16 protein-coding genes and 1 pseudogene are annotated in these 24,564 nt (G+C 69.0%); 12 read left to right on the top strand and 5 right to left on the bottom strand.

Going from position 1 to position 24,564, the window contains the following annotated elements:
- Positions 1–711: 711 nt before the first annotated feature.
- From DEW08_RS26920 to DEW08_RS26925, 3 genes are all read left to right on the top strand, one after another.
- Entirely contained in the window at positions 712–5,244 is a 4,533-nt protein-coding gene (locus DEW08_RS26920; protein ID WP_245987014.1) for a tetratricopeptide repeat protein, read from the top strand.
- A 110-nt stretch (positions 5,245–5,354) separates the two neighbouring features.
- On the top strand, positions 5,355–5,825 hold the full coding sequence (locus DEW08_RS32930; RefSeq protein ID WP_245987046.1) for a glycosyltransferase: 471 nt from the start codon (positions 5,355–5,357) through the stop codon (positions 5,823–5,825).
- Positions 5,822–6,715, top strand: a complete 894-nt coding sequence (locus tag DEW08_RS26925) for a class I SAM-dependent methyltransferase (protein ID WP_245987015.1) — start codon at positions 5,822–5,824, stop codon at positions 6,713–6,715. Before DEW08_RS32930 ends, DEW08_RS26925 begins: the two co-directional genes overlap by 4 nt.
- Here the strand turns inward: DEW08_RS26925 and DEW08_RS26930 are convergent.
- Complete coding sequence (locus tag DEW08_RS26930; protein ID WP_109333124.1) at positions 6,670–7,590, bottom strand: class I SAM-dependent methyltransferase; 921 nt, start codon at positions 7,588–7,590, stop codon at positions 6,670–6,672. The genes DEW08_RS26925 and DEW08_RS26930 overlap by 46 nt on opposite strands.
- A gap of 86 nt (positions 7,591–7,676) precedes the next feature.
- Here DEW08_RS26930 and DEW08_RS26935 point away from each other — a divergent pair, with 86 nt between their 5' ends.
- Positions 7,677–9,344: a class I SAM-dependent methyltransferase gene (locus tag DEW08_RS26935; protein ID WP_109333126.1), complete on the top strand. Its 1,668-nt coding sequence runs from the start codon at positions 7,677–7,679 to the stop codon at positions 9,342–9,344.
- Positions 9,345–9,578: 234 nt separating this feature from the next.
- Here DEW08_RS26935 and torA read toward each other — a convergent pair.
- The 3 genes and pseudogenes from torA to DEW08_RS26955 all read right to left on the bottom strand — a co-directional run bounded on the left by torA (position 9,579) and on the right by DEW08_RS26955 (position 13,878).
- Positions 9,579–12,055, bottom strand: a pseudogene (torA, locus tag DEW08_RS26940) (trimethylamine-N-oxide reductase TorA).
- A gap of 44 nt (positions 12,056–12,099) precedes the next feature.
- A complete protein-coding gene (locus DEW08_RS26950) occupies positions 12,100–12,723 on the bottom strand; it encodes a TorD/DmsD family molecular chaperone (RefSeq protein WP_109333130.1) in 624 nt (207 codons plus the stop codon).
- A gap of 42 nt (positions 12,724–12,765) precedes the next feature.
- Positions 12,766–13,878, bottom strand: coding sequence for a NapC/NirT family cytochrome c (locus DEW08_RS26955; protein WP_245987016.1), 1,113 nt, complete (start codon positions 13,876–13,878; stop codon positions 12,766–12,768).
- A gap of 210 nt (positions 13,879–14,088) precedes the next feature.
- Between DEW08_RS26955 and DEW08_RS26960 the strand changes: the two genes are divergently transcribed.
- On the top strand, positions 14,089–14,793 hold the full coding sequence (locus tag DEW08_RS26960) for a response regulator (protein ID WP_181449487.1): 705 nt from the start codon (positions 14,089–14,091) through the stop codon (positions 14,791–14,793).
- Here DEW08_RS26960 and DEW08_RS26965 read toward each other — a convergent pair.
- Positions 14,747–17,515 carry an ATP-binding protein gene (locus tag DEW08_RS26965; RefSeq protein ID WP_146214774.1) on the bottom strand — a complete coding sequence of 923 codons (2,769 nt, stop codon included), beginning with the start codon at positions 17,513–17,515 and terminating at the stop codon, positions 14,747–14,749. The two genes, DEW08_RS26960 and DEW08_RS26965, sit on opposite strands and share 47 nt — an antisense overlap.
- 715 nt (positions 17,516–18,230) lie before the next feature.
- Here DEW08_RS26965 and DEW08_RS26970 point away from each other — a divergent pair.
- The 7 genes from DEW08_RS26970 (at position 18,231) to DEW08_RS27000 (ending at position 24,556) form a co-directional block, all read left to right on the top strand.
- Positions 18,231–19,292 (top strand): aromatic ring-hydroxylating dioxygenase subunit alpha, encoded by a 1,062-nt coding sequence (locus DEW08_RS26970; RefSeq protein ID WP_168220539.1) that lies wholly within the window; start codon positions 18,231–18,233, stop codon positions 19,290–19,292.
- Entirely contained in the window at positions 19,289–20,050 is a 762-nt protein-coding gene (locus DEW08_RS26975) for a GntR family transcriptional regulator (RefSeq protein ID WP_109333140.1), read from the top strand. Before DEW08_RS26970 ends, DEW08_RS26975 begins: the two co-directional genes overlap by 4 nt.
- Before the next feature lie 38 nt (positions 20,051–20,088).
- A complete protein-coding gene (locus DEW08_RS26980; protein WP_109333142.1) occupies positions 20,089–21,063 on the top strand; it encodes a PDR/VanB family oxidoreductase in 975 nt (324 codons plus the stop codon).
- 74 nt (positions 21,064–21,137) lie between these two features.
- Positions 21,138–21,998, top strand: a complete 861-nt coding sequence (locus tag DEW08_RS26985) for a branched-chain amino acid ABC transporter permease (protein ID WP_109333492.1) — start codon at positions 21,138–21,140, stop codon at positions 21,996–21,998.
- A 3-nt stretch (positions 21,999–22,001) separates the two neighbouring features.
- On the top strand, positions 22,002–23,042 hold the full coding sequence (locus tag DEW08_RS26990) for a branched-chain amino acid ABC transporter permease (RefSeq protein WP_109333144.1): 1,041 nt from the start codon (positions 22,002–22,004) through the stop codon (positions 23,040–23,042).
- Positions 23,039–23,806 carry an ABC transporter ATP-binding protein gene (locus DEW08_RS26995; protein WP_109333146.1) on the top strand — a complete coding sequence of 256 codons (768 nt, stop codon included), beginning with the start codon at positions 23,039–23,041 and terminating at the stop codon, positions 23,804–23,806. The genes DEW08_RS26990 and DEW08_RS26995 overlap by 4 nt, the downstream gene beginning before the upstream one ends.
- Before the next feature lie 39 nt (positions 23,807–23,845).
- Positions 23,846–24,556, top strand: coding sequence for an ABC transporter ATP-binding protein (locus tag DEW08_RS27000; RefSeq protein ID WP_109333148.1), 711 nt, complete (start codon positions 23,846–23,848; stop codon positions 24,554–24,556).
- Positions 24,557–24,564 lie beyond the last annotated feature (8 nt).

Consider the following 24,564-nt stretch of genomic DNA (forward strand, 5'->3'; position numbering starts at 1 on the left):
CCGTCATGCCCCCTGGCCGAACCAAATCGACAAGAGAGATCTAATTCCGCCTCACTCTGTCCACATTCAGTATTCTGGAGAGGGAAAGTCAATGATAAATTCAAAGGTAGAAATTGATTTCCGAAGCGAGGATGACTTACATGGTCGCCAGGCGATTCGATGAGAGAAAATTTAATCTTCGCCACTCGTTGCGGTTTCATAGCTGACAGACGACACCTCGGGACAATTCTCAAGTTGCACCGGATTGAAACGAATTGTGACTTCGAGTGAATCCGATTGCTCACGTGAGAATCTACAGGTCGGACGTGGAGAGACCATGCTTCTTGAGAAATATGGAGAGATTGCTTCGGTTGTCCGTGACGGAAGCTGGGGGGACCTCAAGAAGTTTCTGAATGACCGCATGGATTCTCATGCAACCATTCTGGTCGTTCTCGCGGCAGACACCTGTCGGGTTCTTCCCGACCTGGGTATCGAGGAGCTTCTTCCGGATTACCATCTTCGGAGAGTCTTGAGCTCGACGCCGGCGGCCCGAGACCGCCTGCTGGCATTGGCGCGTGAAGCGTCGGGTCTCGGCCGGTCCGGTTTCGCGGCGAACCTCCATCGGGCGGCGCTGGCACTCGACGGCCGTTGCCTGGAGGCCCGTCTCGCCCTCGTCTGGGACGCCTGCGGCCGTTCGGATTGGGAGACGGCCATCTACCATGCGGAATGCGCGTGCCGCGACACCCCGAGTCGGCGGAGGCGCCGGCGACGCTGGGCTGGGTGCAATGGGAGGCCGGACGACCGGACGAGGCGGCGGCAACGCTGGAGACGGCGCTGGAAAGCCACCCCGATCATGCGACGCTCCATTGGTACCTCGGCCATATGCGCAGCCGGGCCGGCCGGCATGCCGAAGCGGAACTGCTGCTCCGGCGTGCGCTGGAGCTCGCGCCGGATCTCGACGAGGCCATGGTGACGCTGGCCTGGGTGCTGGCCGATTCGGGCCGGCTGGACGAGGCGCTGGAGATGTCCCACGCCGCCGCCGAACGCGGGCGCCTTCCCCACCGGCTCGCACAGCTCGGCCATCTCCTGACGGAAAAGGGCGAAATCGAACCGGGCCTGACTCTTCTGAGGCATGCCTTCGCCACCGCCCCCGACGACAGGAACACGCGGCGGCGGCTCGCCACCGCGCTGTTCCGCAATGGGCGCGCCGACCAGGCCTGGCCGCTCATCAAGCAGGGCTTGGCGCTGGCTCCCGACGACCGGACGTTGCATCTGGCGCATGCTGCGATGCTGCGTGAAATCGGATCGACGACGCAGGCCCGCCTCGCCACGGCTTCGATCGTCGAGCGCTGGCCCGGCTGGGCCGAGGGATGGCTCCTGCTGGGCCAGATCGACCGCGACCGGGGCCTGATGGAGGAGGCTCTCCACGCTTTCACCCGCGCCCAGGACCTCGACCCCTCGCTCATCCCGGCCGTGGTTGCCCGGGCGCAGGTGCTGCTGCATTTCGGACGGGCGGTCGACGCGGCGTGGCTGATGGAATGCGTGCTGGACCAGGCACCCGGCCATTCCGCCGCCCGCCGCCAGTACGCCTGGGCGCTGATCGGACAGCGCAGGAGCCGCGAGGCGCGGTCTCATCTGCACGCTCTGCTGCGGCATGCCCGCCACAATGTGGAGCTGTGGATTCCGCTGTCCGTCGCACTTCATCAGATGGGCCGGCTCGGCGCCGCCCGGCTGGCGGCCCGGCGGGCCCGGCGCCTCGCACCCGCCCACGGCGACCTGCTGCGCCACGCCGCCACGCTGACGCTCGAAGCCGGCGACCTGACCGAGGCCCGGGAGCTGTGCGGCGCCCTGCTGCACCTTGCGCCCGAGCACGGCCCGGTCCGGATCATGGCGAGCTTCATCCAGCAGGCCCTGGGCGATCTGGAGGAGGCGGAGCGGCATGCCGAGAAGGCGGTCCTGCTGACCCCCACGGACGCCGAGGCCTGGCGTTGCCTCGGCCAACTGCGGCACTGCCAGAACCGGCTGGCCGATGCGGAGGAAGCCCTCCACCACGCCCATCGCCTCGCTCCGGCCCGAAGCGATGTGCTTGGCCAGCTCGCCTGGGTGCTGGCCGCCGACGACCGGCTGCCCGAGGCGCGGATGGCCACGATGAAGGCCTGTGAACTGGCGCCCGACCTGCCGGAGCGCTGGCTGGAGCACGCCGACATCCTCGGTCTGGCGGGCCGCCACGCCGAGGCCCTGCGCATCCTCGACACCACTCCGGCGCTCGTCCCGCTGCCGCCCTCGGCCCAGGCGCTGGCGGCTCGGCTGCTGTTCGCCCGGGGATTGCGGGAGCCGGCATCCGGATCCTGCTGGGAAGCCGCCGCCCGGCATGTGGCGGCCCTCCTGTACCGCGACCGCGGGCATCACGAGGCGGCGCTGGTCGCAGTGCGCCTTCACGCCGCCGGCCATGCCGCGACCGGCGATCTGCTGCGGCTGATCCCGGCCGGGAATCGCCGGCGCGTCTATCTGGAGGTGCTGGAATGGCTGAGCGCGTTCGGCAATGCCGAGGAGGTGGCGCGGGTGACGGCGGCGGCGCGCGCCGCCTTCCCCCAGGACACCGAGATCGCGATCGCCTGCCTCTATCTGCGGGCGATGGCCGGCGCGGATGACGCGGAGGAAAGCGCCTGGGAGCTGCGGCAATGGGGCCTCGACCACGGCGCCGTCCACGGCCGCAACGCCTGCCGCCCCATGCCCGCTTCCACGCCCGGACGCCGCCTGCGGGTCGCCTATCTCGCCTCCCATTATCACCACGCGCTTCTCAACGGGATCCTGGCCGCGCACGATCCCGAGACGGTCGCGCTGCACCTCTATACCGACGATGCGCCGGGGCTTCCGGCCGACCTGCGGCAGCGCATCGCCCTGCACCCGCTGTCGGGCACCGACCTCGCGGCATCTTGCGCCGCCAACGGTATCGAGGTGGTGGTGGACACGGTGGGGCTCCACGCCTTCCACGGACAGGCGCCGGTCCTGCGTGCGCTGCGCCGGCGGATCGCACCGCTGCAATGCGGCTGGTTCGGCGGATGGGGAACAGGCGCCGGGCTGTACGACCTGCTCATCGCCGATGCGACCGCCATTCCCGACTCCTCCCGTGATCTTTACGGCGAGGCGGTCCTTCGCCTGGAGGGCGGGCAATGGAGCTGGACGCCGCCCGCTTCCGCCCCGGCGGTGGGGCCGCTGCCGGCGGCCGGGCGCGGCGGCGTCACCTTCGGCTGCGCGGTGCGCGGCTTCCGCTTGAACCGCCGCTGCCTGGAGCGCTGGGCCGACCTGCTCGCCGCCGTTCCGGGATCGCGCCTGGTGCTGCTGGGGCGCCATGGACGGGACTGGGAATTCCGTCCCCGCTTCGCCGCCCTGCTGGCGGAACGCGGCCTTGATCCGGAGCGGGTCGGCTATCATCTGCACCGCCCGTACGGCGACCATCTCCGCATCTTCCGGCAGATCGACATCGCGCTCGACAGCTTCCCCGCCAACGGCGGCCTCTGCCTGCCCGACGCCCTCTGGATGGGCGTGCCCGTCGTCACGCTGGCGGGCGGTGGAGAGAACAGGGGCGGTCTGGCGGAACGGCAGGGCGCTTCGATCCTGGAATCGGCCGGATGCTCCGGCTGGATCGCCCGCGATCCCGACCAGTATGTCCGGATCGCGACGGACCTGGCCGCCGATCTCGACGGGCTTGCCGAAATCCGCCGCACGCTGCGCGACCGCCTGCGGGCCTCGCCGCTCCTCGACCCGCACCGGATCGCAAGCCAGCTGGAGGCCGCCTGGACCCGCATGCGGGACGGGATGCGGGAGGTCGCCGCCGCCGGGGATCTGAAATCGCGCTGCCGCGCCATCGCCCGGCGCGACGTGGCGGACTGGCTGGCTTGCGGCCGGAAGCTGTCCATGCCCGGCCCCGCCACACCCGACGTCCCGCCGGACATCTCGGTGGTGCTGGTGCTGCACAACCAGGCGGGCCTCAGTCTCCAGACCCTGACGGCCCTGGCGGACCAGCGCGGCATCACGTTCGAAACCATCATCGTCGACAACGCCTCGCAGGACGAGACCGCCGACCTGCTCAGTCGGATCCATGGCGCGACCATCCTGCGCAACGAGGACAATGCCGGCTTCCTGCTGGCGGCCAACCAGGGCGCCGCCCGCGCGCGCGGACGCCACCTCCTGTTCCTCAACAACGACGCCCTTCCCCATCGGGACGCCCTGGCCACCGCCCTGCGGCGCCTGGACGGCGATCCCGCCATCGGCGTGGTCGGCGGGCGCATCCTGCACGTCGACGGCGCGCTGCAGGAGGCCGGATGCATCGCCTTCAGCGACGGCTCGACGGCCGGATACGGGCGGGGCGAGACTCCGGACCGGCCGGAATTCCGCTTCGTCCGCGATGCCGATTTCGTCTCCGGCGCGTTCCTGCTGATCCCGCGTCCGCTGTGGCTGGCGCTCGACGGGTTCGACACCGGGCTGGCACCGGCCTATTACGAGGACGCCGACCTGTGCTTCCGCGTGCGGCGGGCGGGCTTTCGGGTCGTCTATGATCCTGCCGTCCTTCTCACTCATGTGGAAGGTGGCAGCGCCATCGGCGCGGATGCCGCCGCCGGCATGATGCGCACCAACCGACGCCCCTTCCTGGTCCGCCATGCCGACGAGCTGCGCCGGCGTCCGGCGCCCGCCGCCTCGCATCCGCTGCGCGACCGCTGGGCGTCGGTTCCGGCACCGAGGGTGCTGGTGCTGGACAACATGGTCCCGCACCAGACCAGCGGCGCCGGCAATCCGCGCGCCCGGCTTCTGCTGCAGTCCCTGCACGGCTGCCACGTCACCTTCTTCCCGCTGTGGGGGGGCGACGAGTCGTGGGACGAGGTCTACGCGACCCTGCCCGACAACGTCGAGGTGATGCTGGGCGAACATGCCGGCACGCTGGAGAGCTTCCTCGAACGCCGCCGCGACCTCTACGACATCCTGCTGGTCAGCCGTCCTCCGAACATGGCCCTGGTCGCCGACATCATGAGGCGGCGGTCCGGCCTGTTCGCGGGCATGCGGCTGGTCTACGACGCCGAAGCGCTGTTCGCTCTGCGCGACATCGGCGCGGCGGCCGTCGGGGCAGGCCGCTGCCCCGCGCCGAGGCGAAGCGGCTGCTCAAGGCGGAACTGGACCTCGCCGCCTCGGCCGACTGCGTTCTGGCGGTTTCGGAACGCGAAGCCCGCCTCTTCGCCGGGGGCGGGGCGCGGACCGTCCATGTCCTGAGCCACGGCGTTCCCCTCCGCGCGGAAACGCCGCCGTGGGAGGCGCGCGACGGCTTCCTGTTCGTCGGCGCCCTCACCCCCGGCAGCCCCAACGAGGACAGCCTGCTGTGGCTGGCCAGGGACATCCTGCCGCGCCTGAACGACCGGCTGGGCCGCGCGATCCCCGTCACCATCATCGGGGAATGCCGCTCCGGCCGCATCGCCGCCCTGGCCTCCGACCAGATCAGGCTGGCCGGTCGTGCCGAGGACATCGGTCCCTGGTACGACCGCGCCCGCGTGTTCGTCGCACCCACCCGCTTCGGGGCCGGCGTGGCGCTCAAGGTGATCGAGGCGGTCCGCTCCGGCATTCCGGTCGCCGCCACCGACCTGCTGGTGCGCCAACTCGGCTGGCAGTCGGGCGTTCAGGTGCTGGGCGCCCGCGACGCCGACGGCTTCGCCGCCGCCATGGCCCGCCTGCATGAGGACCCGGCCCTGTGGAACCGCGTCCGCGGCGCCGCGTCGCTCAAGGCCGCGGCCCAGTTCTCGCCCGAAACCTTCGCCCGCGTCCTGCGCGACGCGCTGGGCCTGGACGCGCCGCCATGACCATCGCCGTGCCCGCCGACATGCCACCGGACATCGAACTGACGCAACCCTGGCCGCTGCCGTTGCGCCGCCTGCTCCTGGAGGGGCGGCGGGACCTGCGGCAAGGCCGGACCTTGCAGGCCATCCGCCGGTTCGAACGGGCGCTGGAACTGGAGCCCAACATACCGGAGGCACATCTCGGCCTCGCCCTTGCCCGGCGGCCGGGGCCCGGCTACCGGAGCTGGCTGGAGATCCTGCACAACGCCCTGCGCCCCGGCCTGTATGTGGAGATCGGGATCGAAACGGGCGGGACGCTGCGCCTGGCCGGCCCGGGCACCGCCGTGATCGGCATCGATCCCGATCCCAGGCTCCCCGCCGATGGGACGGTTGCACCCGATGCCCGGGTGTTCGCCATGACAAGCCAGGACTTCTTCGCCACGCCCGAGGCGGTGGCCGCCCTGCCCGGCCCGGTCGATCTGGCCTTCATCGACGGCGACCATCGCTTTGCCAGCGTGCTGCACGACTTCCTGGAACTGGAGGCGAGGATGGCACCCGACGGCGTCATCGCCGTGCACGACACCTGGCCGCTGGATGCCCGGACCGCCGCCAGCACCCGCCTGACGGGCTTCTACAGCGGCGACGGGTGGAAGCTGGTTCCCTGTCTGCGCGCGCTGCGCCCCGATCTTCGCCTCATGACGATCCCGGCGGCGCCGACCGGTCTGACCCTGGTCACCGGGCTGGACCCGGCCTCGACGCTGCTGCGCCGGCGGTTCGACCGGATCCTGGCCGCCTTCACGCCGCTGCCCTACGGCGCCGGGGCCGGGCACAGCCTCGCACTCGTCCGCAATGACGGCACCGCGCTGGATCAGTTGCTGGCATGGCGGGCGATGGCCACCGCGAAATCGTCCTGACAGCGGCCGGTCGCCCGCAGATGATCCGAAGCCTCGATCAGCAGCGCCAGATACTCCGGCCCGGACGGATCACCGCTGTGGTCCGGGTCGAAATGCTGGGCCAGATTCGACAGGACGAGGTGAAGCAGGTTTCCGCCATAGCCCCGGCAGACCTCGACCGTGAGATGATCGGCCATCACGCGCAGGATGTCGCGCGAGCGGACCGCCTCGCTGGGATCGTGGGCCGCCACCACGTCGGCGCCGACGCGATCGAAGCCGCGCCGGGTGTAGCCGGCCATGTTGTGGACCATCCGGTCGGGCAGGAGCTGGAGCAGGCGGTTGATCTGCAACACCTGCGCGTCCGTCCACTGGAAGCGGTCGGGCCCGACGTAATCGTCCAGGAACAGCCAGCCGCCGGGCACCAGAACCCGCCGGATCACCGCGAACAGTCCTTCCAGATTCTCACAGTGATGGATGGCGGAGCTGCTGAAGACGGCGTCGAACGGCCCGTCCACGTCAAGCGCGTTCATATCCCCGGTCCGGTACCGGATGCCGGTGATCCCGGCGTCACGGGCCGCCGCCTCGGCAACGGCGATCACGCGGGCGGAGATGTCCACCGCCACGACCTCCCGTACCCGTCCCTCGGCGATCAGCGAACGCTCCAGCTCGCCGCCGCCGCAGGCCAGGACGAGCACCCGGCCGAGCGGCAGGGGCCGTTCCCGGGCCACCCGGCGGAAGAACCACGTGACGGCGTCGGTCTCGGCCTCCCCCGTCACATGGCGGTTGAACATGCGCCTGACGGCCGGCAGCCGGGACGCCTGCCAGCCGGCCGCCTCCCACGACAGGGGATCGCCCCAGACCTCGTCGATGCGGTCGACGGCACGCGGATCCGTCATCGAATCAATCATCCTCTCGCACCCGGTCCATGGCAGCCGTTCCACCAGTCATGCTAGCAAGAACCCCCCATTTCCGGAAGAACAGCATGGTCACCGCCCCCACCCCGTCGCTCTCCCTTGCCGAACGGTATCTGAGGACGATCAAGCGCTCCCTCCTGAATGATTTCTACATCGAGCTGGAGGGCGTCCTTCATTATCTGCAGCTGTGCCGCCGGCAGGGGAGCGAACCCGATGTCGCGGTCCTGCACGACATCGCCGGCAAGCGCCCCGACATCCTGTCGCACCTGTCCGCGGCGCGCGACGACGGCAATCTCACCCATTGGCCGTCGGGGGACGGAGCGCCCTACGATCCCCGCACCCTGTCCGAGCAGTCCCACACCATGATCGGGCGCAAGCGCCTGGATCACCTGCACGCCTGCCTCGACACCATCCTGGACCAGGCCATCCCCGGCGACCTGATCGAAACCGGGGTCTGGCGGGGCGGGGCGACGATCTTCATGCGCGCGCATCTCGCCGCCCACGGGGTGAAGGATCGCAGGGTCTGGGTCGCCGATTCCTTCGTCGGTCTGCCCGAACCGTCGGTGAGCCAGGATGCCGGCCTGCAACTGAGCCGGCAGCACTATCCCTTCCTGGCCGTCGACGAGGCCCGTGTGCGTGGGCTGTTCGAGCGTTACGACCTGCTGGATGATCAGGTCCGCTTCCTGCCGGGCTGGTTTCGCGACACCTTGCCCGATGCGCCGATCACGGAACTGGCACTGCTGCGCCTGGACGGCGACCTCTACGAATCGACGATGGACGCGCTTCTGGCACTCTACGACAAGGTGGCCCCCGGCGGCTTCGTCGTGGCGGACGATTACGGCGCGGTACCGGCCTGCCGCCAGGCGGTCGACGATTTCCGGGCCGAGCGAGGGATCGCCACACCGCTGGAGACGATCGACTGGACCGGCGTGGCCTGGCGCAAGGATGTGGAGGCTGCGCCGGCGGTCTGCGGGATGATCAGGGGGAACGGCGGCCGGAACTCCGGCTTCACCGTGATCCGCAGGCCCCCGCCGCCGCTGGACCAGTGCCGGTTCTACCACACCGCCGACCTGCCGGAGGGCACCATTCCGGGCGACTGGGATCTGCGCCCGAACGTGAACGCCTATCTCGGCGGCGTCCCTCTGGAAGGCCGGAGCGTGCTGGAGATCGGGCCGGCCAGCGGTTTCCTGTCCTTCCACATGGAGCGCTCCGGCGCGTCGGTGACCGCCGTGGAACCGTCAATGGAGCGGTTGTGGGATGCCTTCCCGCTGCACGGCTTCGACATGGACGCGTGGCGTTCGGATTTCCTGGGCAACATCACGCAGGTGCGGAATTCCTTCTGGTACCTGCACCACCGCTACCGATCGACGGTCCGTCTGATCGAAACCGTGCCCGAATCCATTCCGGAGGCGGTCGGCGATTTCGACATCGGCCTTCTCGGGGCCATCCTGCTGCACGTCCGTTCGCCCTTCTCCATTCTGGAGAGTGTCGCGGCGCGCGTGCGCGACACGATGATCGTCACGGAGCTCTACGACATCGGCCTCGGCGAACTGCCGGTGATGCGGCTGATCCCCTGGCGCGAGGCGCCGGGCATCGACACATGGTGGTCCTTCTCCCCGAACTTCTTCATCAGGTCGCTGGAGTGCCTTGGGTTTCCGCATGCCGAGCTGAGCGTCCACCACCAGATCCAGGGAGACAGGCTGATCCCCATGTTCACCATCGTGGCGCGCCGGTGACCTGGGGATCAGGCGGCCAGCGGCGCACCGGCGACCTCGGCCCGGGTCGGGCCAGGCTGCGAAGGCCCCGGGCTCGGGCCTTGCGGCCGTCAGAGGCCGCTTCGCGCGAAGAAGAACAGCTGGCTCCGCTACGCGACATGCGGCACGGCACGATCGAGCGGATCACGCTGACGCCCGGCCCGAAGCGCCGGCAGGCCTCTCGCGAAAAGGGACTGCCGGCTGCCGGACGGTGGATTACGCGTCCTTCGGCGTGTCGAACACCGTGACCGCCGGAGGCGTGCCCTTGTAGAGCTCGACTTCGGCCAGACAGGTGTGCGCAGAGGTGGCCTGTCCCAGCTTGGAAGTCGGGATGTCCGGCGTCAGCACATTCGGATCGCCGTACTTGCACAGGGTGCCGGGCTTGCCGCCCTCGGCCGGATCGTACCAGGCGCCCTCCTGCAGTTCGATGACGCCCGGCCGGATGTCGTCCGAGACCACCGCGCCGGCCAGGCACTGGCCACGGCCGTTGAAGACCCGCACGACGTCACCGGACTTGATGCCGCGGGCCGCAGCGTCGGCACTGTTGATGCGGCAGGGCTCACGACCGGCGACGGCATACAGTTCCCTCACCTTCGTGCCGTTCAGCTGCGAGTGCAGACGGAACTGCGGGTGGCTGGAATTGACGTGCAGCGGATATTTCCGGTCCGCTTGGCCCAGCCATTCGCTGGGTTCGAGCCAGGTCGGGTGCGGCGGGCAGTCGGCGTAGCCCATCTTCTCGATGGCCTTGCAGTAGATCTCGATGCGCCCCGTCGCCGTCGGCAATGCGTTGATGACCGGGTCTTCACGGAAATCGGCATATTTGGTGCGCCGCACCGCCGTGTCCGGCGTCGAGAATTCGACCACGCCTGTCTTGTTCCAGAAGGTGTCGAAGTCCGGCATCGGGATCTTCTTGGCAGTCGCCTGCTTCAGCGCGTCCTCATAGATCTCGCGGACACGCTCCAGCTCCGACTTGCCTTCCGAGAATTCCGGCTCGACGCCCAGCCGCTTGGCAAGTTCGACGAAGATGTCGTAGTCGTTGCGCGATTCGAAGACCGGGTCGATCAGTTGCTTCATCGCGACGACGGCCTTGCGTGCGACCACGCCCACCCGCTCGATGTCGTTGCGCTCGACGCTGGTGGTGGCCGGCAGCACGATGTCGGCATGCCGCGCGGTCGCCGTCCACTGGAAGTCCTGCACGATGAAGGTCTGGATCTTCGCCCAGGCCTGGACCATGCGGTTGCGGTCCTGATGATGGTGGAAGGGGTTGCCGCCCGCCCAATAGCAGAGCTTGATCTCCGGATAGACATGGGTGCCGCCGTTGTGCTGGTACGTCGTTCCCGGATTCAGCAGCATATCGACGACGCGGGCGCAGGGAATGCTGGTGGTGCCCTTTTCCTTCGGCCAGGGCTTGATCTCCTTGCGCTTGCCGATCTGCAGCGAACCGGCGAGACCCGGTGCGTTGGCGCTGGGCACGCCGGCATTGTCCAGGTGGTAGCGCTGGCAGAATCCGCCGCCCGGCAGGCCGATCTGCCCGACCATGGCGGCCAGCGTCACGAAGGCCCACGGGAACTGCTCGCCATACTGCTGACGCTGCGGCGTCCAGCCGCTGACCAGCATCGACCGCCCCTTCGTCAGGCGGCGTGCGAGGTCGCGGATCGTGTCCGCCGGCAGCTCGCACAGGGAGGCGGCCCAGTCCGCGGTCTTCGGCGTGCCGTCCTTCTCGCCGCGCAGATACTGGGCGAACTGGTCGAAGCCGAAGGTGTAGTTCTCCAGGAACCCCTTGTCGTGGAGGTTCTCGACCAGCAGCGTGTGCGCCATGCCCAGCGCCAGGGCGACGTCGGAATGCGGCCGCACCGGCAGCCATTCCGCCCCGAGCATCTTACAGCCTTCGGTCCGCACCGGATCGATGAAGATGGCCTTCTTCCCGGCCTTCTTCATGGCTTCGAACCAGCCATACTCGCCATGGTCGGGAATGGCCGCGGAGATCTGGTTGTTCTTCAGCGGGTCGCAGGCCCAGAAGACGATCAGGTCGGTGTTGTCGAGAATGGTCTGGTGGCTGGTCTGCGGCCCTTCGGCGTCGATCGAGCCCACCACATAGGGCATGATCGCTTCGATGCCGGCCTTCGAATAATTGCTGGACGACACCACGCTGCCGCCGGTCAGGTTCATCAGGCGCTTCAGCATGGTCTGCGGGTTGCCCACGCGGCCGATCGGACCCCAGCCGTAGGAACCGGTGTAGATGCCCCAGGGACCGAAGTCGGTCTGCACCCGCTTGATCTCGCCGGCGACGAGATCGAGCGCCTTCTCCCAGCTCACGCGGACGAAATCACCGGTGCCGCGGGTCTCCGGCGCGGCGCCCGGCCCCTTCTCCAGCCAGGCGCGGCGGACCATCGGATAGCGGATCCGCGTCGGCGAGTAGACCTGATCCCAGGCGCCGAGAAGCTGCGGGCTGGGGTGCGGGTCCTTCTCCCACGGGCGCAGCGAGACGAAGCGGCCCTTCTCGATCCTGGCCCAGAAGGCGCCCCAGTGGGAGGCCTGGAGATACTCGCCATCCGCCACGGCCGCACTCGCGGATGCCGCAAAGGCCTTCGGCAGCCCGAAGGGCATTCCGACAGGCCGCCGAGTGCCGCGGCTGCCGACGTCGTCTGCAGGAACCGGCGCCGGGAGATGCGCAGTGTGTCTTGTTCCGTCATGGGAGAGTTTCCTTTTCAGAAGGCTCGGTCGGAAGGCCGGCAGGTCAGGCGGCAAGGGCCGGCGTGCCGTCTTCAAGCAGGTTCGTGAGCACGGCCGCCAGCGGCGCGTAGAAGTCGGAACGGTCGAACCGGGCGCAGGCGCGGGCGAAGGCGGGGACCCATTCGATCAGACGCTCGCGCAAGGCCGGGGCAGGCCCGTTGGCGACGCCGGTGCCGGGATCCGGACGCATCAGCAGGGCCAGGGCCGACAGCTCGATGGCGACATGATCGGGCGGCTCGGCGAAGCCGTCCGCCGGCTTCAGCCCGCAGGCGGCGAGAAGCTCCGCCATGCTGTCCGCAGGCTCCTGGAACAGGCGCCCGGCGCCGCGATAGGCGGATTCGAAGGGGGGAGCGCCGGCGGCTCCGCCGATGCCGAGAAACAGCTGGCAGTAGCTGCTGTTGAGCAGCGAAACCGCCTCCTCGTCGGAACCCGGGGCGAGCACCGCGGCCAGCGCGCGCCGGAGGCCGGTCGCGTAGAGCGGATCTGCGGCAAGAGCGTGGAGCGGCCCGAAGCTGCCGTGTCGGCGCAGGACGCGGATGTCCTCAAGTTCGAGAGGCGCTCCGAAGATGCCGGCAAGTTCGCCGCAGATGTCGGCGAGTTCGGCGGCGGAAAGGGACCGGGCTGACATGGCGTCTGTCTCCGTCTCGATGGGGGGTGGCGTGACCAGGGCTCAGGAGCCGTGCTTCGCCATGTCCTTCGCCTGGCGCTGGAGGTAGGACTGGAGGTACCGCACGTCTTCGGCGCTGAGCGCGGTGCTGTCCTTCATGTCCTTGATGATCCCGATCCACTGGTTGGCCGGGAAATGGTCGGCATGGGGCTGGCTGTGGCAGGAGCCGCAAGCCGCGCCGGCCATCTCCGCCCCGTAGGCATCGAGTGCCTTGCGGTCGGCGGTGAAGGCCGCGCTCTTCACCCAACCGGTCACGCTGGCCTGCTGCCAGGACAGGCCCGTGTCGGGATCGCTTTCCGCCTCGCCCTGTATGGCGACGGTATCGGCCAGTTTCGGCGACATGGTGATCTGGAAGATGCGCCGGGCCTTGGCTGCCACCAGCAGGCGGCCGGCGCCTTCCTGCAGCCAGCCCTGGACCTCCACTCTGACGAAGTCGCCCTGACGCTCCAGCACCTTGGCCTCCGTCAGCGGGAAGACGGTGCCATCACCCTTTCCGGGGGTCCCGTCGGGCCGCTCGCTGTAGAGTTCGGTGCTCTCGAAGGCATAGAGCGTGCCGGCGGAGCCGCTTTTGGCCGGGGCTGCATCCTTCAGCTCGGCCAGCATCGCCCGGTAGCCGCTCGACATGTCGGGAAGCTTGTGGGCGATGCCCTTGTGACAGGTGATGCAGGTCTGTCCCTGCTCCATTCCCTTCGCCATGAGGCTCTGGGCCTTGGGGCGCTGCTTGTGGACGTCCATGGCGTCCCGGGAATGGCACGACCGGCATTCGCGCGAATCCGTGGCCTCCATCTTGGCCCAGACGGTCTTCGCCATGTGCAGCCGGTTCTTCTCGAACTTCTCCGGCGTGTCGATGGTGCCGAGCACCGTGTGGTAGACGTCCTTCGCCGCCGTGACCTTGGCGATCATCTTGTCGATGAAGGGCTTGGGCACATGGCAGTCGGAACAGATGGCGCGCACGCCCGACGCGTTCTTGAAATGGGGGGAATTCTGATACTCCTGATAGACGGTCGCCTGCATCGAGTGGCAGGAAACGCAGAACTCCAGCGAGTTGGTCTTTTCGATGACGACCGAGAAGGTCCCCCACGCCGCCAAGGCGCCGCCGGCAGACAGCACTGCCACCGCAACCACCGTTCCGATGCCGACGGGCTTTCTCAGCCACTTCCGTAGTCGTGAGGTCCGACCAAACATTTCGGCTCTCCTGTTCCGTCCGCCAATCGCGGAATCCTTGGATCAGGAGATATCCGGCTGGTATGAATACGCGTTCGTCAGGTTGCGAACAGGATATTAACAGGACGATATGTCGCAGACGACCTGTCATGGATGTTGAGTATGAATGATTTTCATCTCGTTGTTGTGGAAGATGAGCCGGTCGCCCGTGAAACCCTTGCCGGGTATCTTGAACGGGAGGGCTACCGGATCAGCGCCGTCGAGGATGCGCACGGTCTTCATGGCGTCCTCAACCGCGAACGGGTGGATCTGGTTCTGCTGGACATCCGCCTGCCCGGCGAGGATGGGTTGAGCATCATCCGGGAACTGCGCAGCCGATCGGGTCTGCCGGTCATCTTCGTGACCAGCCGGTCGGACGAGATCGACCGCGTCCTCGGGCTGGAACTGGGGGCCGACGATTACATCACCAAGCCCTTCTCGCCGCGCGAACTGCTGGCCCGGGTCCGCACCGTCCTGCGCCGTACCACGGACGGTTTCCGGCCGGAGCGGCACAACCTCACGCGGCGCTTCGCCAACTGGACCTTCGATCTGTCGCAGCGCACCCTGACCGCCGCCGACGGGCAGGAGGTCCGGCTCACCCGTGGCGAGTTCGAACTGCTCTCAGCGCTCGTCCGCCATCCCGGACAGGTGCTGTCGCGGGACGCCCTGCTGGACCAGATCAGCCACCGCGACGGACCGCCGAACGACCGTACGGTGGACGTCCTGATCGCGCGCCTGCGCCGGAAGATCGAAACCGATCCGGCCGACCCGCATCTGATCGTCACGGAACACGGGGTGGGCTATCGGTTCGCCGGGCCCGTTCGCTGAGCACATCGGCCCAGGCATCGCGCAGCGCCGTCACGGCCAGCGGAACCTCCGCCGTGATCGCCTCGGCGCAGTCGCCAATGCGCTCCGGATGGTTGGCCGCCACCTGCTCCGCCTGAAGCGCCAATTGCGCCAGTTTCCGCAGCCCGACCTGACCGGCCGCCCCCTTCAGCCTGTGCACCGCGTCGCCGAACGCTCCGGCGTCGCCGATCCTGGCGGCGTCCGCCGCCTCAACGGACAGGACCGGAGCGGTCATCGCGAACAGTTCGACGATCCGGCCCGCATGCTCTTCGCCAAGATCGTTCGCGCGCTCTTCCAGCAGCGACAGGGGTGTCCCGCACGGTGTCTGTCCGGCCACCTCAAGGGCACCGATGGACTCCGCCAGCGCCCGTTCGATGTCTTGCCGACGGAACGGCTTCTCCAGATAGCCGGTCATGCCGGCGGCAAGGCAATGCTGCAGGCGGTCGGTCGCCACGTCGGCGGTGAGCGCCACGACGGGCACCTCGCGACGCGTCGCGTGCGGCAGGGCGCGGATGCTGCGCGTCAACCCGACGCCATCCAGACCCGGCATGGCGAGATCGGTGATCACGACGTCATAGTCGTTCTCCGCCGCCAGCTTCGCCGCGGTACACCCCTCCGCGGCATGGGTGACGGTGTGCCCCATCCGCTCCAGCATCGCAACGGCAACGGCGGCGTTCACCTCGTTGTCCTCGGCCAGCAGGATCGACAGGCTGGGCAGCGGCTCGGCAATGGCGGTGGGGCCTTCGGCGGAGGGACCCGTTGCCGCTTCCGGAACCTCCAGAACGACCGTGAAGGTGCTGCCGCGGCCGGGAACGCTGGTCACGGCGATGCCGCCGCCCATCATTCCGACGATGCGCTTGCAGATGGCAAGGCCCAGTCCCGTGCCGCCGAAGCGCCGCGTGATCGACGAATCGCCCTGCGCGAAGGCGTCGAACACATGCTCGACCGCCTCCGGCGTCATGCCGATACCGGTGTCGCCGACCTTGAATTCCAGCCGAACCTGCCCCGGAGCGGCAGCATCCTCCAGGCGCCGGACGCACAGGGTCACGCAGCCGGCCTGCGTGAACTTCACCGCGTTGCTGACGAGATTGAGCAGAACCTGACCCAGCTTGGCCGGATCGCCGATCAGCCAGCCGGGCAAGGGTGAATGCTCGCAATGGAAGGACAGCCCTTTGGCAGCGGCCTGGGGCCTCATGGTCGCGGTGACGGTCTGCAGGAGGTTCTCCGGGCTGAAGGGAATGGCTTCCAACTCCATCCGCCCGGCCTCGATCTTCGAGAAGTCGAGGACGTCGTTGAGGACGGCCAGCAGAAGGGAGCCGGACTTCGAGATCGCGTCGAGCCATTGCCTCTGCCGGTCCGACAGCGGGCTGTCCTCGAGCAGCTGGACCATGCCGAGAATGCCGTTCAGGGGGGTCCGCACCTCGTGGCTCATCGTGGCGAGGAAAGCGGTCTTGGCGCGGTTGAGCTCGTTCGCCCGCCTGATCTCGCCGTCCCGCGCCTCGTCGAGCAGGCGATGCAGATGCTGTGCCCGCAGCGCGCCGATCCGCAAATCCTCCAGCGCACCGGCCATCACACCGGTTTCGTCCGGATAACCGGTGGCGGGCACCGGTGCGTCGAACTCCTGCCGCGACAGCCGGCCGATGGTGGCGACCAGCGTCTTCATCGGCTGGGACAGTCGCCGACGCACCACGACGATGGACAGTCCGCCGAGCAGGAGGCTCGTGGCCGCCAGCCCGGCCATGCCCACCAGCATCAGGAAGGCCTCCGCCTTGCGCTCGTCGGCGCGCGCGATGGCAAGGTCGAGCGCATGCTCGCCGAGCGTCAGGATCGCGTCATAGGCGGAGACGCACAGTTGCGACCATTCGGCAGCCGGCATGGCCGGAGCCCCGGACCCGTTCAGGCCATGGAGGATCCCGTCCATCCGTGCCTGCACCGCCTCGGTGGCGAGACGGGCGGCCCGAACATCCTCGATCAGTTGAGCCGGTGCTCCGGGACGCCGCAGAATGGTCTCCAGATCCCGCCAGCGCGACGTATAGGCGCCGACATCCTCCCTCCAGGCCGCCAGTTGACCGCGGTCGAGCGGCACGTTGCGCTGGATGTTGGGCCGGAAGGTGGAGCATGGGCGTCCGTATCGTTCGCGGATGACGTAGGATGCCTGCCGCACCTGCACCAGTTCGGCGATGGCGGGGTCGAGCATCCGCACGGTGTTGCCGACTGCGATGGAGGCATCGTCGAGCCGCCCGACCACATCGAACATCGCCTGACGCCAGGGTTCCGCCGGGGCCATGTCACGGTCCGCCAGGGGATGCCGCAGCTGCTCCGCGACCAGGACACGCGTGCGCTCGAGAGCGGCGTAGGATCGGCGGGCCGCTTCGAGCATCGAGCCCCCCTCCTCGATGCCGGTTTCGGCAATGGAGGCGAGCGCGGATCTGTAGAAGGCATCGACGGTCCGATAGGACTCATGGACCAGCGCGCGCGCATCCTCATGCGTCAGCACCGCCACGCCGGTCACGCCGACCTCATAGCGGATACCGGTCATCGACTGGAAAAGCACCCGGTCAGCACGGGTCAGGCCGACGATCCGCTGCGCGTCGAGATAGGCGAGCCATTCCTGTCCCGCCAAGAGAGTGGTGATCAGGCCCAACGCCAGAATGGATGTCCATTGCAGGGCGAGGACAAGCCGGGCCAGTGAGTGTCTGAACACGCAATTTCCTTCCCACCCGAACGAGGCGGGAGCTCAGGACACGCCAGAGCGCGATGTGCCTTGCTACCATAAGCCGTCCGGCGTCGCCGCCGGCCTTTTGACGCAGCTCAGTACACCGAAGCCGTGAAGGTGGCGTGCGTCGGACCGACCGCATCGTCCTGACGCCTGGGCTGGTCCCCGTTTTCCGGGCAGATCCGCGTCTTTGCCAGGCTTGGTTCCGGTTTGTGTCATGCCGCCAGTCCGATGGGATCCGGTGTGCCCTGGCAGGCCTCCTCCGGGGTTCTGTCGCCGAGCGCGGAGTGTGGACGGTCCATGCTGTAGGACACTCAGATGGTCAGACGCGGTAGCCGGCCTTCGGAATGCGGTGACGGCGGTTCTCGTCGGCCATGCACGGCATACGGTTCCCGGTGTCAGGGGCGCGCCTCTGTCCCGGCCCCGCACTCCGACCGCCGGCCGTCAATCAGATTGCGCACCAACGTCACGGCGGGCGGCTGCCGGAGCCCAAGATCCAATAATGGATACAAAAATCGAAGGAGCGAGGCAGCGGGAGCGGTCGGATACCGCACAACCCCGCTGAACGCGCGAAACAGTTTTATCCACAAATGATCCGTTGTATACAACAGTTGGCGACACTATACTCCAACCCGAAGCGAACCACCGCATGGCCAGAACCGCTGAAAGGGAGGAGCCGGTGTCGGACGCCAAGCCATTTCCCATGAACTCCTGGTACGCCGCCGCCTGGGGCCACGAGATCAGGCACGCGCTGACGCCGCGGACGATCTGCGGCAAGGACATCGTGCTGTACCGCCGCACGACCGGCGAGGTCGCGGCGTTGGAGGATGCCTGCTGGCACCGGCTGCTGCCGCTGTCGCTCGGCCGGCTGGACGGCGATCAGGTCGTCTGCGGGTATCACGGGCTGGTGTTCGACGCCGGCGGGCGCTGCACCCACATGCCGGCGCAGGAAACCATCAACCCGTCGGCCTGCGTGCGGAGCTTTCCGGTGGTCGAGCGGCACCGGCTGGTCTGGACCTGGATGGGCGACCCGGCGCTGGCCGATCCCGACCGCATTCCCGACTTCCACTGGAACGACGGCACCGACTGGGTCGGCGAGGGCGGCACCTTCTACAGCCTGAAATGCGACTACCGGCTGGTCATCGACAACCTGATGGATTTGACCCACGAAACCTATGTCCACGCCGGCAGCATCGGCGACGACGCCATCACCCGCAACCCGTTCGAGGTCACCCACACCGACCGCACCGCGACGGTGGAACGCTGGATGGAGGACATCGAGCCGCCGCCCTTCTGGGCCCGTCAACTGGCCTCGACCGGCCGCAGCGGCCGGGTCGACCGCTGGCAGGTCATCCTGTTCCAGGCGCCGTCGACGGTGGTCGGCGACGTCGGCGTGGCGCTGACCGGGACCGGTGCCCGCGCCGGCGACCGCTCGCAGGGGGTCAACGGCTGCTTCCTCGCCGCCATCACGCCGGAAACCGAGACGAGCTGCCATTATTTCTGGAACTTCGTCCGCACCTACCGCACCGACGACGATGAGTTGACCAGGCAGCTCAACCTCGCCCACGTCAACAACGGCCGCGGCGTCTACGACCAGGACCACGCCGTGCTGGAGGCGCAGCAGGCGGCGATCGAGCGCAACCGGCGCCAGCCCTTCTACAACCTCAACATCGATGCGGGCGCCCTGTGGGCGCGCCGGCTGATCGGCGCGATGATCGCGGCGGAGAGCGGCGCGGCGCCCCAGCCCCGCATGGCGGCGGAATGACCGCCGCCGCCGCGGACGACAAGCCGCGCAACGCCCAGACGGTCAAGGCGCTGCTGAAGCTGCGCGAGATGGTGCTGAGCGGCGAACTGCCGCCGGGCGAGCGCGTCGCGGAGCTGAGCATCGTCGACCGGCTGGGTGTCTCGCGCACCCCGATCCGGATGGCGCTGGTCCGCCTGGAGGAGGAGGGGCTGGTGGACTGCCTCGCCACCGGCGGCTTCGTGGTGCGGGAGTTCAGCGACCAGGACATCGCGGATTCGATCGAACTGCGCGGCACGATGGAGGGCATGGCCGCCCGCCGCGCCGCCGAGCGCCGGCCGGACCGTGGCGAACTGGCGGAGATCCGCGACTGCGTCGGCAATCTGGACGCGCTGATCCGCCAGCGCGAGCTGAGCATGGAGGACTTCTCCGACTACATCCGGCTCAATGACCGCTTCCACACCCTGCTGGTGGAGTTGGCGGCGAGCGCGGTGCTGAAGCGGTCGATCGAACGCATCCTGCATTTGCCCTTCGCCTCGCCCAACGCCTTCGTCTTCGTCCAGTCGGAGCTGCCGGAATCGCGCGAGATCCTGTCGATCGCGCAGGAGCATCACCGCTCCATCCTGGAGGCGATCGAGCATGGCGAAGGCGGCCGGGCCGAGGCACTGGCGCGCGAGCATTCCCGCATCGCCCAGCGCAACCTGCAGATCGCCCTGTCGAACCAGCAGCAGCGCAACCGCATTCCCGGCGCATCGCTGATCCGTCAGCGCGAGCGCGCCTGATCCCCGTTCATCATCCGCCTGCCGCGTGGAGAGCCGCTATGCCTGTTGAGTCCGATTGGCGTGACGCCCGGCTGCGGTCGGTGACCGACATCGCCGACGACATCCGCCTGTTCGACATCGAGCCTGCCGGTTGGTTCGAACCGCCGCCGCCGGGCAGCCACATCTCGGTCGCGGTCCGGATCGGCGAGCGGCCGGACACCCGCTCCTACTCCGTCGTTGGCCCCTGCCGAGACTCCGTCTACCGGATCGCCGTCAAGCGCATGCCGCAGAGCCGCGGCGGGTCGGCCTATCTGTGGTCGCTGGCCCCCGGCGCGCGGCTGTCGATCACGCCGCCGCGCAACCTTTTCCCGCTGGCGCATGGCCGGCCGCAGTATCTGCTGGTCGCCGGCGGCATCGGCATCACGCCGATCTACAGCATGGCCCTGGCGCTGGCCGAGAAGGGGGCGGAGTTCCGCCTGCTCTACGGCTGCCGGTCGCGCGGCGATCTCGCCTTCGCCGACGAACTGCGCGAGCGGATCGGCGACCGGCTGGAGATCGCCGTCGAGGAGGACGGCCAGCGGCCCGACCTGCCGGGCGCCGTGGCGGCGCTGGCGCCGGATGGCGAGCTGTATGTCTGCGGCCCGATCGGCCTGCTCGACGCCGTCCGCCGCCTGTGGCGGGACAGCGGCCGGCCGGCCGCCAACCTGCGCTTCGAGACCTTCGGCAACACCGGGCGCTTCGCGGCGGAGCCCTTCACCGTCCGTATCCCGCGGCTGGGAATGGCGGTGCAGGTCCCGCAGAACCAGACCATGCTGGACGCGCTGGAGGCGGCCGGCGTGGCGATGATCTCCGACTGCCGGCGCGGCGAGTGCGGGCTGTGCACCGTCGACGTGCTGGAGGTCGACGGCGCGCTGGACCACCGCGACGTCTTCTTCAGCGACCGCCAGAAGGACGAAGGCAAGCGGATGTGCACCTGCGTGTCGCGCGCGGTGCAGGGAGGCATCACCATCGACACCGCCGACCGCGGGGTTTGAAGGCCGGCGCCTGACCGAATCCCGAAACGGGGGCGGCGCCTGCCGACGTGAGAATTGGGGAGGGGACGACCATGATGGTCAGTCTGGGCAACGTGCTGTTCAACGGCCTTGCCTATGGGATGCTGCTGTTCGTGATCTCGGTCGGCCTGTCGGTGACGATGGGGCTGATGGGCTTCGCCAACCTGGCGCACGGCGCCTTCGCCATGTTGGGCGGCTATGTCGCGACGACGCTGATGAACAAGGCAGGGGTGCCGTTCCTGCTGACGCTGCCCGTCGCCTTCGTCGCGGTCGCGGCGGTCAGTTTCGTGCTGGAGCGGGTGCTGTACCGCCGGCTCTACCGGGCGGGCGAGCTGGACCAGGTGCTGCTGACCATCGGCCTCGTCTTCATGGCGGTGGCGGGGGCGACCTATGTCTGGGGGCCGGGCCAGCAGCCGGTGCGGATGCCCGACTATCTGACCGGGCAATGGACGGTGGCCGGCATCGACATCGGCGTCTACCGGCTGTTCCTGATCCTGGTCGGCATCGCCGTCACCGCCGCCCTGGTGCTGGGGATCGAGCGCACCCGCTTCGGCGCGATGATACGCGCCGCCGTCGACAACCCGCGCATGGCCCAGGGTTGCGGCATCAATGTCAACCGGGTGTTCAGCCTGACCTTCATGGCCGGCAGCGGGCTGGCCGGCCTGGGTGGCGCGGTCGGCATCAACCTGATCGGGCTCGACCCCGGCTTCCCGGTGAAGTTCATGGTCTACTTCCTGATCGTCGTCGCCGTCGGCGGCCTCGGCTCGATCAAGGGGTCGCTGATCGCCGCGCTGCTGCTCGGCGTCTTCGACGTCGGCGGCAAATACTACGTGCCGGAGGCCGGTGCCTTCATCATCTACGCCGTCATGGTGTCGCTGCTGCTGTGGCGCCCCGCCGGCCTGTTCGGGCGGAGGTAGCCGATGGTGTCGCTTCCCGTGGCGTCCCCCCAGGCGTCCGACGCCGCCCGCCCCAGCCGGGCGGTCACCCGGCTGGAACGGCGCAGCCGCTGGCGCTGGCACGAGATCCTGTTTTGGCTGTCGGTTGCAAGCTGCCCGCTGATCGTCCCGGACGATCTGGTGCTGGCCTCGCAGGTGCTGATCGCCGGGCTGTTCGCCCTGTCGCTCGACCTGCTGCTCGGCTATGGCGGCATCGTCTCGCTCGGCCACGCCGCCTTCTTCGGCGTCGGCGCCTATGCCGCCGGCCTGCTGGCCCGCCATGGCTGGGGCGAGCCGGTCAGCGGTCTGTTGCTGTCCGGCGCGCTGGCCGGGCTGCTCGGCTTCGCCCTCAGCTTCATCATCGTCCGGGTGCGCGGCATCGCACTGCTGATGGTGACGCTCGGCGTCTCGCTGGTGCTGCACGAGGCGGCGGTGAAGGGCTACGCCGTCACCGGCGGCGACGACGGCCTGCAGGGCATCGCCGTCGACCCGCTGCTCGGGATGTTCCCGATGGACATGTGGGGGCGGACCGCCTTCGGCTACAGCCTCGCCGTGGCCTTCGCCGGCTTCCTGCTGGCCCGCCGGCTGGTGTCCTCCCCCTTCGGGCTGGCCTTGCAGGGCATGCGCGAGAACGGCCGGCGGATGGCCGCCATCGGCGCGCCGCTGCGCCGGCACAGCGCGCTGATCTACACCGTCTCCGCCGCCCTGGCCGGGGTGGCCGGCGCCCTGCTGACCCAGACCACCGAGTTCGTGTCGGTCGAGGTGCTGGGCTTCCAACGCTCGGCCGAGGTGCTGATCATGCTGATCCTCGGCGGGGCCGGGCATCTCTACGGCGCCTTCATCGGCGCGGCGGTCTTCATGATCGTCCGCGACCAACTGGCGGCGGCCAACCCGGAATACTGGTTCTTCTGGCTGGGCCTGATGCTGGTGCTGGTCGTGCTGTTCGCCCGCGGCGGCATCATCGGCGGGGTCGGCACCATCGCATACGGGCTGGGCGCCCGCTTCCGCAAGGGAGGCACGCGATGACCGCCGCCCGATCGATCGCCGCCCTGTCCACCGAGGGACTGTCGGTCAATTTCGGCGCGCTGCTCGCGACGCGCAACGTGACGCTCGACCTGCCGGTGGGAGCCCGCCACGCGCTGATCGGCCCGAACGGCGCCGGCAAGACGACGCTGATCAACCTGCTGACCGGCCTGCTGCGAGCCAGCGGCGGCGAGATCCGCCTGCACGGCAGCACCATCACCCACGCCAGCCCGGCCGAGCGGGTGCGGCGCGGGCTGGTGCGGACCTTCCAGATCAACAGCCTGTTCCCGGCGCTGACGCCGCTGGAGTCGGTCACGCTGGCTGTGTGCGAGCGGCGCGGGCTGACGCGCAGCTGGCTGTCGCGGCTGAGCCGGCACACCGACGCCATCGACGAGGCGCACGCCCTGCTCGACCGGCTCGGCCTCGGCCCCGACGCGGAACGGCCGACGCGGGAACTGGCCTATGGCCGGCAGCGGCTGGTCGAGATCGCGCTGGCGCTGGCCTGCGAGCCGCGGGTGCTGCTGCTGGACGAACCGGCGGCCGGCGTCCCGGCACGCGAGAGTGCCGAACTGTTCGAGGTGATCGCCGGCCTGCCGCGCGATCTCGCCATCCTGTTCATCGAGCACGACATGGACCTCGTCTTCCGCTTCGCCGACCGCATCACCGTGCTGGTCGGCGGCCAGGTGCTGTGCCACGGCACCCCGGCCGAGATCGCGGAGAACCCGGAGGTCCAGCGCGTCTATCTGGGGAGTGCCGGTCATGGCTGAACCGCTGCTGGGGGCTGAACCGCTGCTGGGGCTGAACCGCTGCTGAGAGTCCGCTCCCTGAGCGCCGGCTATGGCGACGCGTCGGTGCTGGACGACGTGTCGTTCGAGCTGGAGGATGGCGGCGCGCTGGCCCTGCTCGGCCGCAACGGCATGGGCAAATCCACGCTGCTCGCCACGCTGATGGGGCACACGCAGCGGCGCGGCGGCAGCATCGCCCTGCGGGGCCGGCCGGTGGAGCGGCTCGCCCCGCATCTGCGGCCGGGCGCCGGCTTCGGCTGGGTGCCGCAGGAGCGCGACATCTTCCCCTCGCTGACGGTGGAGGAGAATCTGACGGTGGCGGCGCGGCGCGGCCCCTGGACGCTCGCCCGCGTGTACGAGCTGTTTCCGCGGCTGCGCGAACGGCGGGCCAACCTGGGCTCCCAACTGTCGGGCGGCGAGCAGCAGATGCTGGCGATCGGCCGGGCGCTGATGCTGAACCCGGCGCTGGTCCTGCTGGACGAACCGCTGGAAGGGCTGGCCCCGGTGATCGTCGAGGAGCTGTCCGCCGCCATCCGCCGCATGGTGGAGCGCGAGGGCCTCGCCATCATCCTGGTGGAACAGCACGCCCACATCGCGCTGGGCCTGACCCGCGACGCCATCGTGCTGGAGCGCGGGCGGATCGTCCACCGCGCGCCCTCGGCGGCGCTGGCGCAGGACCATGCCACGCTCGAACGCTATGTCGGCCTGCGTGTCGCCGCCAAGGCGGCCTAGAGACACCA

Origin of the sequence: Azospirillum thermophilum (genome assembly GCF_003130795.1) — a bacterium.
GTDB classification, from domain to species: Bacteria; Pseudomonadota; Alphaproteobacteria; order Azospirillales; family Azospirillaceae; genus Azospirillum; species Azospirillum thermophilum.